The 13,685-nt window shown below is 73.6% G+C and carries 8 protein-coding genes and 1 pseudogene; 4 read left to right on the top strand and 5 right to left on the bottom strand.

All coding sequences use genetic code 11. The features are described 5' to 3' along the window. The first annotated feature begins 27 nt into the window (after nucleotides 1-27). Both ODJ79_RS27385 and ODJ79_RS47040 read left to right on the top strand, forming a co-directional pair. A complete protein-coding gene (locus tag ODJ79_RS27385; RefSeq protein ID WP_263026470.1) occupies nucleotides 28-1,857 on the top strand; it encodes an ABC transporter ATP-binding protein in 1,830 nt (609 codons plus the stop codon). Further along, nucleotides 1,854-3,701 (top strand): ABC transporter ATP-binding protein, encoded by a 1,848-nt coding sequence (locus tag ODJ79_RS47040; protein WP_317620707.1) that lies wholly within the window; start codon nucleotides 1,854-1,856, stop codon nucleotides 3,699-3,701. The genes ODJ79_RS27385 and ODJ79_RS47040 overlap by 4 nt, the downstream gene beginning before the upstream one ends. Here the strand turns inward: ODJ79_RS47040 and ODJ79_RS47035 are convergent. From ODJ79_RS47035 to ppk2, 4 genes and pseudogenes are all read right to left on the bottom strand, one after another. Further along, nucleotides 3,612-3,920, bottom strand: a pseudogene (locus tag ODJ79_RS47035) (helix-turn-helix transcriptional regulator); the annotation flags it as partial. The gene ODJ79_RS47040 and the pseudogene ODJ79_RS47035 overlap by 90 nt on opposite strands. A gap of 382 nt (nucleotides 3,921-4,302) precedes the next feature. Continuing rightward, nucleotides 4,303-4,893 (bottom strand): response regulator transcription factor, encoded by a 591-nt coding sequence (locus tag ODJ79_RS27370; protein WP_263026564.1) that lies wholly within the window; start codon nucleotides 4,891-4,893, stop codon nucleotides 4,303-4,305. 235 nt (nucleotides 4,894-5,128) lie between these two features. Next, entirely contained in the window at nucleotides 5,129-6,283 is a 1,155-nt protein-coding gene (locus ODJ79_RS27365) for a hypothetical protein (RefSeq protein WP_263026468.1), read from the bottom strand. A gap of 96 nt (nucleotides 6,284-6,379) precedes the next feature. Beyond that, nucleotides 6,380-7,276, bottom strand: coding sequence for a polyphosphate kinase 2 (ppk2, locus tag ODJ79_RS27360; RefSeq protein WP_263026467.1), 897 nt, complete (start codon nucleotides 7,274-7,276; stop codon nucleotides 6,380-6,382). A gap of 213 nt (nucleotides 7,277-7,489) precedes the next feature. Between ppk2 and ODJ79_RS27355 the strand changes: the two genes are divergently transcribed. Next, a complete protein-coding gene (locus tag ODJ79_RS27355; RefSeq protein ID WP_263026466.1) occupies nucleotides 7,490-8,011 on the top strand; it encodes a hypothetical protein in 522 nt (173 codons plus the stop codon). 140 nt (nucleotides 8,012-8,151) lie between these two features. Here the strand turns inward: ODJ79_RS27355 and ODJ79_RS27350 are convergent, their stop codons facing one another. Next, nucleotides 8,152-8,757, bottom strand: a complete 606-nt coding sequence (locus ODJ79_RS27350; RefSeq protein WP_263026465.1) for a response regulator transcription factor — start codon at nucleotides 8,755-8,757, stop codon at nucleotides 8,152-8,154. A 1,252-nt stretch (nucleotides 8,758-10,009) separates the two neighbouring features. Here ODJ79_RS27350 and ODJ79_RS27345 point away from each other — a divergent pair. Then, the gene (locus tag ODJ79_RS27345) at nucleotides 10,010-13,678 is read left to right on the top strand and encodes an alpha-L-rhamnosidase (protein WP_263026464.1); all 3,669 of its coding nucleotides are present in this window, start codon (nucleotides 10,010-10,012) and stop codon (nucleotides 13,676-13,678) included. Nucleotides 13,679-13,685 lie beyond the last annotated feature (7 nt).

The following is a 13,685-nucleotide window of genomic DNA, read 5'->3' as shown; positions in this document are numbered from 1 at the left end:
GCAGACCCCGCTCGGGAAGGAGTCGCTGTGCAGCCGTCCAGCCGGGTGCTGATCCGGGCCGTCCGCGACGCCGGCGGCCACGCCGCGCTGCTCGGCGCCGCCTGCCTGGCCGGCGCGGCCGCCGAACTGCTGCTTCCGGTGACGCTCGGCCGGGCCGTCGACGCCTTGCTCGGCACGGCGGACCCGGGCGCGGCGCCGGGCCTCGGTGGCTCGGCCGCGGGCTGGCCGGCCGCCGCCGTGACCCTGATCGCCGTCGCGGCCTCGACCGAGATCCTCGGCGAACTGGCGGGCGGCACCGGCACCGCCCGCGCCACCGCCCGATTGCGGCACCGGCTGCTGCGCCGGGTCTTCGCGATGCCGCACCGCACCGCCGCCCGCTACCCGGTCGGCGACCTCGTCGCCCGGCTGGCCAGTCAGTCGGCGGATGCCGGATCGGCCGTGGCCGCGGTCGTCGGCGGCGCGTTCTCGGCGGTGCCGGCGGTCGGCAGCCTCGTCGCCCTGACCCTGCTCGACCCCTGGCTGGGCGCCGCCTTCGTGCTCGGCCTGCTGCTGCTCGGCCTGCTGCTGCGCGGCTTCGCGGTGGACGCCTCCGCCGCGGCCCGCGGCTACCAGCGTGTGCAGGGCGCGATCGCCGGGCACCTGGTGGAGGCCCTGGACGGCAGCCGGACCATCGCGGCGGCCGGGACGGTCGACCGGGAGATCCGCCGGGTCCTGCGCCTGCGCCCCCAGCTCAGCGCGCACGGCACCGGCACCTGGGCGGCGCTGGCCACCGCCGCGGGTCGTACCGCCCTGGTGGCGCCGCTGACCCAGATCGCCGTGATCGCCGCCGGCGGTGTGCTGCTCGCCGAGGGCCGGCTGACCCCCGGCGAACTGCTCGCGGCCACCCAGTACGCCGCCCTCGGCGCCGGGCTGGGCGCGGTGCTCGCCACCCTGAACCACCTGGTCCGAGCCCGCTCCGGGGCCGGGCGGGCGGCCGAGGTGCTGGCCGAGACGGCGGCCCGGTACGGCACCCGGCCGTTGCCGGCCGGCCCGGGAGAGCTGCGGTTCGAGCGGGTCACCGTGCGCGAGGGCGACCGAACCGTGCTCGATGACGTGGACCTGAGCGTTCCCGGCGGCGCGACACTGGCCGTGGTCGGCCGCTCGGGTTCCGGGAAGTCGACGCTCGCCGAGGTCGCCGGTCGGCTGCGGGACCCCGACGTCGGACGGGTGCTGCTGGACGGCGTACCGCTGGGTGACTGTGCCGCCGAGGCCCTCGGCGACGCCGTCGGCTACGGCTTCGAGCGGCCCACGCTGGTCGGCGCCACCGTGGGCGATGCCATCGCGGTGGGCCGCCCCGGCGGGGAAGCCACGGCGATCTCCGCCGCGGCGGTGGCGGCGGTCGACGGCTACATCGGCCGGCTGCCCGGCGGCTACCGGACACCGCTGGCCGACGCCCCGATGTCCGGCGGCGAGGCGCAGCGGCTCGGCCTGGCCCGCGCCCTGTACGGCGGCGGTCGCCTGCTCGTCCTGGACGATGCCGCGTCCAGTCTGGACAGCGTGACCGAGGCCCGGATCACCGCCGCGCTGACCCGGCACACCGCCGGCCGAACCCGGCTGGTGGTGACGCACCGGCGGGCGACCGCGGCCCGGGCCGACCTCGTCGCCTGGCTGGACGGCGGCCGGCTGCGGGCGGTCGCGCCGCACCGGACGCTCTGGGCCGACCCCGACTACCGCGCTACCTTCGCCGCCTCCGCCGCCTCCGGCGCCCCCGCCACCTCCGATGCCTCCGCCGCCTCCGCCGCCTCCGCCGCCTCCGGCGCCCCCGCCACCTCCGATGCCTCCACCGCCTCCGCCGCCGCCTCCGGAGTGGAGCGGTGAGCGCCGCCACCCGGTTCACCCGGGTCGAGCTGTGGCGGCACCGCGGCGCCGTCGCCCGGCTCGCCGGCTGGTCGCTCGCCGAGGCGCTGCCCGCCCTGTTCTCCGGATATGCCACCGCTCGCGCGGTCGACCACGGCTTCCTCGCCGGCCGTCCGGCGGTCGGGCTCGCGTGGCTGGGCGGCTACGCCGGGGTCGCGGTCGTCGGCGCCCTCGGCTCCCGGGGTGCGTACCGGTGCCTCTCCGGCGTGGTGGAACCGTTCCGCGACACCCTCGTCGCCCGGGTGGTCGCCGGCGACCTGCGCCGGGCCACGGCGCCCGGTGGCCGCCCGGACGGCGCCGCGGTGGCCCGGCTGACCCACCAGGTCGAGGTGGTCCGGGACACCCTGGCCGGCCTGCTGACGGTCGTGCGCGGCTTCGTCTTCGGCGGTGCGGCCGCGCTCGCCGGCCTCGCGCTGCTGGCCCCGGCGCTGGCCGCCCTCGTCGCCGGGCCGCTCGCGGCCGGACTCGTGATCTTCCTCGGCCTGCTGCCGGCCATGGCGGCCCGCCAGCGCCGCTACGTGTACGCCGACGAGCGGCTCGCCCGCACCGCCGGCTCGATGCTGCGCGGTCACCGGGACATCGCCGCCGCCCGCGCCCACAACTGGGCGGTCCGCACCGTCGGCGAGCCGGTCGACGAGCAGGCGCGGGCCGAGCGGGCGCTGGCCCGGATGGGCGCGCTGCGGCGGGTGAGCCTCGCGGTCGGCGGCTGGCTGCCGCTCGTCGCGTTGCTGGCCGGCGCGTCCTGGGCGGTCCGGCACGGCGCCGGTCCGGGCGCGGTGCTGGGCGCCGTCGTGTACGCCCGGCAGGGCCTGCAGCCGGCCCTGAACATGCTGGTCCAGGGCCTGGCCGGCGGCGGCCTGCGGTACGGCGTCACGCTGTCGCGCATGCTGGCCGCCACCGCGGACCCGGCGATACCGGCGGTGCGTCGCGAGCCGCCGGCGCCGCCCGGCGTGCTGCGGATGCGCGGCGTGACCTTCCGGTACGGTCCGGCCGCCGAACCCGTCCTGGACCGCTTCGACCTGGACGTGGACGAGGGTGAACACCTCGCCGTCGTCGGCGCCAGCGGGATCGGCAAGTCGACGCTCGCCGCGCTCATGGCGGGCCTGCTGACCCCGCAGTCCGGCGCCGTGCGGATCGGCGAGGCGCCGGTGCTGCTGCCGCAGGAGGCGTACGTCTTCACCGGCACCGTGGGCGAGAACCTGCGCTATCTCGCGCCGGACGCGGAGCCCGCCCGGGTGGAGGCGGCGGTCGACGCGCTCGGCGCCCGGCCGTTGGTCGGCCGGCTCGGCGGCTACCACGCGCCGCTCGACCCCGCGGCCCTGTCGGCCGGGGAGCGGCAGCTGATCGCGCTGGTCCGGGCGTACCTGGCGCCGGCGCGACTGGCCATCCTGGACGAAGCGACCTGCCACCTCGACGCGGCGACCGAGGCCCGTGCCGAGCGCGCGTTCGCCGGCCGGCCGGGCGCGCTGGTCGTCATCGCGCACCGGATGACCTCGGCCCGGCGAGCGCGGCGGATCCTGCTGTTCGACGGGGCCGGTCCGGCGCTGGGCGACCACGCGCAGCTGCTTGCCGGATCGGCGGCGTACCGGGAGCTCGTCGGGTGCTGGACCGAGGCCGGCGGGGACGGCGGCCCGTCAGATCCAGCCGGCCTCCTTGGCGAGGTGGATGGCCTCGATGCGGTTGCGGGCGCCGGTCTTCGCGATGACTCGGGAGAGATGGTTGCGAACGGTGCCGGGCGAGATCGACAACTTGCGGGCGATGTCCTTGACCGGCAGGCCCTGCGCCGCGACCTCCAACACCCGTAGCTCCTTGCCGGACAGCGGCATCTTCGGGTTGAGCGCGGCGACCAGCAGGTCACCGTCGACGACGGTCTCGCCCCGGGCGAGCCGGCGCACCGCGTCGACGACCCGCTCGGGCGACGCGGAATGAGCGAGAAAGCCGATCGTCGGCGGTAATCCGGCGAGCTGGCTGCCGAAGCCCGGCCGACGCGGATCGACCAGCACCAGCGCCCGGACTTCGGGCATCTCGGCGTGGGCTGTCCGGGCGGCCCGGCGCGCGTCGATCCCCTGGCCGCCGGCGAGCAGGCTGAGGTCGAAGACGGTGATGTCGGGCCGCGTCGAGCGCACCGCACGGAACGCGGGCTCCGCCTGGTCACACTCGGCGATCACGTCGATGTCCGGCTCTGCGGACAGGACGAACCGGAGTGCCCCACGTAACAGACCGCCCGGCATGGCCAGCAGCACGCTAATCACGCCGTCACCCCCATCTGGCGAATACGCAGCGCTGCGAAGTCTAAACACTGGGTGATCCGATGTGGACGCCACACTATGACAGCGATCGGTGCAATGCTCGTCGATCAAAGGCCTGCGGCGGCCCGCGGACCAGGCCGCGGGCCGCCGGCCAGGCCTACAACCAGCCCTCCTCTTCCGCACGGCGGGCCGCCTGCAGCCGGTTCGTGCACTCCATCTTGCGTATCGCGTCGGAAAGGTAATTACGGACGGTGCCCTTGCTCAGGAACAGCCGGGCCGCGATCTCCCGGCAGGGCAGCCCTTGGCCGGCGAGGCGCAACACCTCACGCTCCCGCGCCGACAGGGGATTCTCGATGGCCGCCAGCGCGGCCATCGCCGTCGCCGGGTGGATCACCAGGTCACCCCGGGCCACCCGGCGCACGGTCTCGGCCAGTTCGTTCGGTGCGTCGTCCCGGCTGGCGAAGCCACGTGCGCCCGCGGCCAGCGCCCCGCGGAGCACGCCGGGCGTCTGCTGCGCGCTCAGCGCCACCGTTGCGATCGCCGGCAGTTCCTTGACCAGCAGCCGAACGGTGCGCAGGCCGTGCCGGCCAGGCGGATCCAGGTCGACCACGGCGACTTCGGTGTTGGCCGCCCGGGCGGCCACCAGCACCTCCTGCTCGCTGCCGGATGCGCCGCTCACCTCCAAGCCGTCCAAGGACAAGATCAGACACAGTGCTTCACGTATCAGGGCATGGTTCGACACGATCATCGTGCGAATCACCGCTGCTCCCTCGCGTCCCGTCCGGGTGCGTTCGCTGTGACCCGACGGGGCATGCCGGGATCACCGCCGGCGGTCGTGCCGCGACGGCGTCCGATGGACATGACAGGTGCTGCGAGGATCGACCCTGCGGGGTGCGCGGACGGCTCGGCGCTGTGGCTCGAGGACGCGCCGGAGCGGCTGCTCCGCGGCCGAGGCGGCCCGGCGCGCGGGGTCGACAACGGCGCTAGCCGGGCGGTGGGCGGACATCCGGCCACCGGCCGGGAGGAATGCGGTCGGCCGACAGCGGTACGGGACGGGCACCGACGGGCCGGAGCAGGTTCTGCCGGGCGAGCGAGACGGGCGGCGGCCCGTCGGAGCGCGAGCGGGAGCCGAGCGCGCCGCCCGGCACGGCCGCACCGACACCGGAGGACCCCACCGGCCCGGGCGAATCCCGACCGGCGCCGGCCCGGGCGGCGGCGCGTCGGCCCTGCGCGCCGTGTCCGGCCGGCCGGGCCGGGTCGGTGTCGCCCGCAAGCCGGGGCGGGCCGGACATCGGAGCCAGGCCGGACATCGGGGCCGGGCCGGACCTCGGAACAGGGTCCGCCGCGGACAGTCCCGCACCGGCGGTGCTCGCCGCGGCGGGTCCGGCATCCCGCACGCCAGCCACGGCACGGAGAGGCGCCGGCGGGGCCGGCGCGGGCCCCGCCGGCTCCGGAGCGGCCCCGACCGCAAGAATCTTGCCGACGCCGGGAATTCCCAGCGGCGGCGCCGGATCGGCCACGACGGGGGTCACGGCGTCGACGGTGGGTGCAAGGTCGCCCGGCAGCGAGGTGACGACGGCGACCACATCTGGGACGTCCACCGCCGCCGGAGCGTCGATCCGCGATGGGACGGCGCCGACGAGGCGCCGAAGTATGCCGACCGGCGGCCGGGCAGCAGGGAGTTGGCGCGCAGCGGTCTTTCCGACGCGGGCTGCGGGCCTTTCGTCATGGGCGTCAACGGGCCGCATCTTGCTTGTGTGTGCGTTGTTCGTGGCCGCCGCGCTGTCGGCGACCCGGGCCCGGATGGACGGGGCGTGCACACCAGCCCGGATGGACGGGGCGTGCACACCGACCCGGATGGACGGGGCGTGCACACCGACCCGGATGGACGGGACGTGCACACCGGCGCCGGCCAGGACGCCGGGGAGCGCGTCCGACGGTCGAGCGGGGCCGGCCGGTCCGCCGGCCTGGGCCGTCGACGCCTGGGCGGCGGGCGAGAACATGGCCAAGAGCAGGTATCCCGCGACTCCGGCGGCCGCCACCAGCGCGAGCCGCAGCAGCGTACGGGCAGCCCAGCCGGCGGACGCCGTGGGTGCTGCCCCGGTGTCCCGCGTGGCCGGCCGAGCCGTCTCCGTCATTCCCGCTTCCCGATGCCTGCCGATCGGTCGAACCGACCGTAACAACCGGTCCGCATGATCGCAGGTCGGCGCGGTGCGCGGGCACACCCGCTCGGGTCAGTCCTTGATGGAGTCGCGGCCGCGCTGGACCAGCAACGGATCCGGCGCGAAGACCACCGACGGGTCCTTGTCCGCATAGTCGTGCTGGTGCAGGAAGAATCGCATCGCGTTGATCCGGGCACGCTTCTTGTCGTTGCTCTTGATCGAGGTCCACGGCGCGTGATCGGTGTCCGTGTGCTCGATCATCGCCTCCTTGGCGGTGGTGTAGTCGTCCCACCGGTCGAGGGACTCGATGTCCATCGCCGAGAGTTTCCATCGGCGGACCGGGTCGATCTGCCGGATCGCGAACCGGGTGCGCTGCTCGGACTGTGCGACGGAGAACCACAACTTGGTCAGGGTGAAGCCGCTTTCGATCAACATGCGCTCGAACAGCGGAGCCTGCCGGAGGAAGATCTCGTAGTCGTGATCGGTGACGAAGCCCATCACCCGCTCCACGCCCGCCCGGTTGTACCAGGATCGGTCGAACAGCACGATCTCCCCGGCGGTCGGCAGCTGCGCGACGTACCGGTGGAAATACCACTGGCCGAGCTCCGTCTCGGTGGGTTTGGTCAGCGCGACGACCCGGGCGGCCCGCGGGTTGAGATGCTCCATGAACCGCTTGATGGTGCCGCCCTTGCCGGCGGCGTCGCGCCCCTCGAACAGGATCACGTGCTTGGTGCCGGTGTCCTGGGCCCAGTTCTGGAACTTCAGCAGCTCGATCTGCAGTTGATATTTCTCCTGCTCGTAGAGGTCACGGTCGAGCCGCTCGTCGTAGGGGTAGTCCTCGCGCCAGGTCTCCACCGGATTGCCCCCGGGATCGATCAGGTCAGGATCGGACAGGTGTTCGTCGTGCCGCACGCTGTAGCCCTCGCGCAGCAGTTGATCCAGGTACTCCCGGAAGTTCTCCCGTATCACCAATCGAGTATCTATCCGGTCCGGCCGACGGCGAGACAAAGTTTCGGTCCGAACATGACTATTGTCAGCGATCCCCCTGACGCCACTCACCGTCAGCCGATGACAGCGCTCACTGGGTTGAGCTCGCGCCGGCAACGAGGCTTGTCGATGACAACGGAAGCCAGACGGACATCATCGGCAGGAGGAACAATGACACATCGGCAACGGCTATCGATGATCGTCGTAGCATTGCTCGCGGCGATGGGACTCAGCTTCGCGGGTGCGGGTGTGGCCAGTGCCGCGCCGAGTGCCCCGGCGGCCGCGCCGCCCGTGACTGCGCTCGCCACACCGATCACCGGCACGGCCGACAACGGCTCCTTCGCCGGCACCTTCACCCCGACGGCGTTCTCGTCGCGGAACGGAAACCTGCTGGCCACCGGCGTGCTGACCGGTACGGTCCGCGACTCGTCCGGCGCCGCCATCGGCACCGTCACCCAGACCGTCAGCATGCCGGTGGCGGTCGCCGCAGCGACGTGTCAGGTGCTGAACCTGGTCCTCGGGCCGCTGCACCTCGACCTGCTCGGCCTGGTGGTCGACCTGAACCAGGTGCACCTGGTGATCACCGCGGTGCAGGCGCCGGGCAACCTGCTCGGTAACCTGTTGTGCGCGATCACGCACCTGCTCGACGGCACCCCCACCGCGGGTGGACTGGCCGCGCTCCTCAACGCCATCCTGGCTCTGCTCGGCGGGCTCTGACACGTTCGGCGACGGCCGATTCATCACGGCGACGCAGCCGCACCCCGCCAGGTGCGGCTGCGTCGCCCGTGATGGATCGGCCCTCGTCGGGCCGGCGTCACGAGACCCGCCGGCCAGGTAGGCGTCGCGGGAGCCGGCCGTCAGAGCCAGCCGGCGCCCTCGGCGAGGCGGACCGCCTCCAGGCGATTACGAGCGCCGGTCTTGCGGAGGATCGCCGAGATGTAGTTGCGCACGGTGCCGGTGCTCAGGTGCAACTCGGCGGCGACCTCCGTGGAGGGCACGCCGGACGCGGCCACGCTCAACACGCTGAGCTCGCGCTGCGACAGTGGACTGCGCGGCGCCGCGACCATCGCCACGGCCAGGCTCGCGTCGATGACCCGCTCGCCCCGGGCGAGCCGGCGGATGCCGCGGACCAGTTCACAAGGGGCGGCCTGGGTGCCGACAACGCCGCCGATGCCGAGCTCGAACGCCCGGCTGAGCAGCGCCGACTCGTCCGGGCGGGCCAGCGCCAGGACGGCGCAATCGGGCTGCTCGGCGGTGAGCCGGGCGATCGTGTTCAGGCCGTCGCCGGTCAGCAGCGCGACGTTGACCACGGCCACGTCCGGCGACACCGCACGGGCCATGTCCGGCGCCGGGTCGAGGGCGCCCAGGTCGGCGACCACCTCGAAGTCCTCTTCCAGAGACAACGTCGCGGTCAGGGCGCCGCGGAGCAGATTCATGGGTTCGACGAGCAGTACGCGGATCACGATGGCCTCCCAGCCAGGGTCAAAGCTTCTCCGGCCGGACTGATGCGCCGGCCGGCTTTCCGGATCCCTGCGGGAGTTGGTTCAGCTGGGAGGGCCCGCGTAGCGGACGGTACGTCCACGGGCGATGAGATCGGTGACCACGCGACGGCCGCCGGCCGCCACCTCGGGCCGCCATGACGACGGCGCGGTGGCCATCGCCGGTCCGTTGCCGCCACCGGGGTCGCGTGCTTGTTCGGTGGGAGTCGACCGGTCGGCCGGCTGCCGAGGAGGTGCCGGAAGCGGCACCGTGCGCGGTTGAGCCGATGCCGTCGGCGGCTCGGTCAGTCCGGCCGGCCCAGGCGTCCGCGCGAGGGACAGCCCAGGCGTCTGCGCGAGGGACAGCACTGGCGCCTGCGCGAGGGACAGCCCCGGCGTCTGCGCGAGGGCCGGCGACTGCGGCCACACCGGCGGCATGCCCGGCACGTGCGATACCGAAGCGCTGGGTGACGCGATAGCCAGGGTCGGTACCGGCGGCAGCCCAGGCGACCGCGGCCACGAGACCGACGGCGGCAAGGCGGGGAACTCGGGCCGAGGCAGATGAGGCAGCGGGGCGACCTTCGGCATGGACGGGAGCCGGGCGGGGGTCGGCAACATCCGCCGGACGACGACCGTCTGAGCCGAGGATGCGGTGGCTCGGACAACCTCTCGCACCGCATGGGACGGGAGGTGGCGGGGCTTCGACGTCCGGAGCCGCACCTGCCGGGCGATCTCCTTCTTCTTGATCGTCGGCCGGTGGATCCGATGCGGTCGGGCCTGCGAAGCGGTCGGCTTCGGAATGGTCAACTCCGATGTCGGGGCGGCCTTCTCGGCACCGGCGACCGCGGCCTTCACCGAGGCGACCGGATCGACAGACTGACCGTTCGACCCGGGGTCGGCCCACGCCGAATGATCGAAAAGGCTCAGCGCGAGATACGCCGCGGCGGCGACGCCGAGCAGCACGAACAGGCGGACGATGCGCCGGGTTATCCCGGGCGAAGCGTCGTCTCCAGGCGCAGTACCACACCGCATCCCCACGAGTTACCCATTCCCGGCAAGCTGACACCGAGCGGCAAACCGGGCCGTCAACTCGGCACGAACGTGCACGGTTGTCGATGTGTCTTGAGTGGATCTCGGACCGGGCATAGGCTCTTGAGCAGGGCGGATTGAAACGTTTAAATCCCCGAGACGCCGCCCGAAGCTCCTTTCGCTCACCGAGGAGACCCAGGAGAAACGCATGACCGCATCTGCGCTCCCCCGCGCCCAAAAACTGCTCGCCGCCCTCATCGCCACCGTCACCGTCCTCGCCACCGCCGGCCCGGCAAGCGCCGCGGGGCCGGCCCTGCGGCAGAGCAGCGCCACGCCGCCGGCCCCGCGGCAAAGCCTCGTCACCACCCCGGTGACGCTCGATGCCGCGCACTGGATCTGGTATCCCGAGGGCGACCCGACCACCGCCGCCCCGGCCGCCACCCGCTACCTACGCCGGGATTTCACTGCCCCGGCCGGGCCCTACACCGACGCCCAGCTGGTCGTGACCGGGGACGACACGGTCGACGTCTGGCTCAACGACACCTATCTCGCCGGCTCCCCGCGCGTGACCGACGCGTGGAAGCAGGCCCGGTACCTCGACCTCGCCGGTGCGCTGAGGGCCGGCAACAACACCCTGCGGATCGCCGTGCGCAACACCAGCGCCGGCCCCGCCGGTCTGCTCGGCCACCTGCACGTCACCGCCGCCGGTGGCACCACCGATCTGGTCACCGACGGGCAGTGGCAGGCGGCCAACGGCGTACCGGAAACCTGGGTGACCGCCAAGGACCTCGCGGCGTACGGCAGCGGGCCGTGGGCCGGCAACGTCGCCGCACCCGATCCCGGCGCCGCCTCGCCGGCCACGGTGGCCGGCCTGACCACCGAGCGGCAGGCCGGGCCGGTCGGCATCGACGCGCCGAAACCCCGCTTCGGCTGGCGGCTGGCCGGCCCGACGCCCGGCCTGGTGCAGGGCCGCTACCAGATCGCCGTCGGCACCGCGGCGAACCAGGCCGACGTCTGGGACAGCGGCCAGGTCGCGAGCGGCCAGAGCGTCGACGTCGGCTACGGCGGCCCGAGTCTGCAGAGCGACCACACCTACCACTGGCGGGTCCGGATCTGGGACGCGCAGGGCCGCCCGAGCCCGTGGAGCGCCGACGCCACCTTCGACACCGGCCTGTTCAACCCGGCCGCCGAGTGGCAGGCGAGCTTCATCGGCGCGCCGGTGACCGCGAGCCTGACCGGCGCCCAGTGGATCTGGTATCCCGAGGGCGACCCGGCCACCACCGCGCCGGCCGCGACCAGGTACTTCCGCCGCGGCTTCACGCTGACCGGCACGAGCGCGACGAGACTGGTGGTGACCGGGGACGACACCGCGGACGTGTGGCTCAACGGGGTGCAGGTCAGCAGCTCCCGCCGGGTCGCCGACTCGTGGAAGCGGGCGACCAGCGTGGACGTCAGCGCCGCGGCCCGCACCGGCACGAACACGCTCGCGATCGCCGCGACCAACACCAGCGCGGGCCCGGCGAGCGTGATCGCCAAGCTCACCCAGGGCAGCACCACGGTCGTCACCGACGGATCCTGGAAGGCGCAGCAAACCGCCCCCGCCGGCTGGCAACAGCCCGGCTTCAACGACGACGCCTGGCCCGCCGCCCAGGTCACCGCCGCGCTCGGCGCCGGGCCGTGGGGCAGCCAGGTCAGCGTCCCGCAGCCCACGCCGTACCTCAGCAAGGTTTTCGGCATTGGTAAGCCGATCGCCCGGGCCCGGCTGTTCGCCACCGCGCTCGGGCTGCACGAGACCTACCTCAACGGCACGAAGGTCGGCCCCGAGCGACTCGCCCCGGGCTGGACCGACTACACCAAGCGCCTGCAATACCGCACGTACGACGTCACCGCGCTGCTCAAGCAGGGCACGAACACGGTCGGCGCGCTGGTCGGCAACGGCTGGTACTCCGGCAACGTCGGCTTCGCCGGCAGCCGGCTCTACGGCGCCTCGCCCTGGTACTCCGCGCGGCTGTCGATCCAGTACGCCGACGGCACGAGCGGCAGCGTCACCACCGACGGCACGTGGACGGCGACCGCGAGCACGGTCGTCGCCGACGACCTGTACATGGGCGAGGACCAGGACGCCCGGATCCCGGCCGGCTCCGGCCCCCCGGTGACCGTCCGCGCCGGCGCGCTGCCGAATCTGGTCGCCCAGGTCGACCCGGGTGTCACCGTGCAGCAGGAGCTGCACCCGGTGGCGATCACCCAGCCCACCCCGGGCGTCTGGATCGCCGACCTCGGGCAGAACTTCGCCGGCTGGGACCGACTGAAGGTGACCGGCCCGGCCGGCACGAAGGTCACGCTGCGGCACGGCGAGATCCTCAATGCGGACGGCACGCTCTATACCGCGAACCTGCGGGCCGCCCAGGCCACCGACACGTTCACGCTGGCCGGGACGGGCGCGCCGGAGGTGTTCGAGCCGCACTTCACCGTGCACGGTTACCGGTACGTCGAGCTGACCGGCTTCCCCGGCACACCGGCCGCGGACAGCATCACCGGCGAGGCGGCCTGGACCAACGGCGCCGCCACCGGCACGTTCACCAGCAGCAACGCGATGGTCAACCAGCTCGCGCGCAACATCCTCTGGGGCGCCCGCTCCAACCTGCTGTCGATCCCGACCGACTGCCCGCAGCGCGACGAGCGGCTCGGCTGGACCGGCGACATCGCGGCGTTCAGCGCGACCTCGACGTTCGCCTTCGACACGCACGGGCTGCTCAGCAAGTTCGCCGACGACATGGTCGACGCGCAGCAGCCGAACGGCGCGTTCACCGACGTCGCACCGGCCGTGATCAGCGGGTCGGGCAAGGCCGGCTGGGCGGACGCGGGCGTCATCGTGCCGTACACCGTCTGGCAGCGGTACGGCGATCTGTCCGTCGCGGACACCCACTTCGCGGCGATGCAGAAGTACGTCGACTACCTCAGGTCCACCGCCGGCAGCGACCTGATCCGCAACCAGGACACCTACGGCGACTGGTTGAACGTCAACGACGGCACCGCCAACGACCTGACCAGCACCGCCTACTTCGGCTGGTCGGCACGGCTGCTGTCGCGGATGGCGGCGGCGACCGGGCGCACCGCCGAGGCGAGCACCTACGGGACGCTCGCCGACCAGATTGCGGCGGCCTTCACCACCAGGTTCGTGGCGGCGGACGGGACGGTCGGCTCCGGCAGCCAGACCGGCTATGTGCTGGCGCTCGCGTTCGGGCTGGTGCCGGCGAGCCGGCAGCAGGCGGTCGCGGACAGGCTCGCGGCCGCGGTCGACGCCCGCAACGGGCACCTCACGGTCGGCTTCATGGGCGTGGAGAACCTGCTGCCGGTGCTCGCCGACCACGGGCACGCCGACACCGCGTACCGGATCCTGCAGCAACCGGACTACCCCGGGTGGGGCTACATGATCTCGCGCGGCGCGACCACGATCTGGGAGCGCTGGGACGGCATCAGGACCGACGGCACGCTGCAGGACCCGGGCATGAACTCCTTCAACCACTACGGGCTCGGCTCGGTCGGCGACTGGCTCTACCGCACCGTCGGCGGCGTCGCCCCGGCGACGCCGGGCTACCACCAGGTGCTCATCGCACCCCGGCCGGGCGGTTCGCTCACGGCCGCGTCGTCCTCGCTTTCCACCGCGTACGGCGGGACCGGCGCGAACTGGACGAAGAGCGGAGCCACACTGACACTCCAGCTGGTCGTCCCGCCGAACGCCACCGCGACGGTCCGCGTGCCGGCGTCGTCCGCGGCCGCGGTGACCGCCCCGGCGGAGGCCGTCCCGCAGGGGTACACCAACGGGACGGCGGTGTTCACGCTCGGCTCGGGCAGCTACACCTTCACGGCGTCATAGCCATTTC

It is taken from the genome of Actinoplanes sp. KI2 (genome assembly GCF_025630775.1).
In the GTDB taxonomy this organism is placed as follows: Bacteria; Actinomycetota; Actinomycetes; order Mycobacteriales; family Micromonosporaceae; genus Actinoplanes.
Note: the sequence above shows the minus strand (reverse complement) of the source record. Positions and strands in the feature narration are given on the sequence as shown.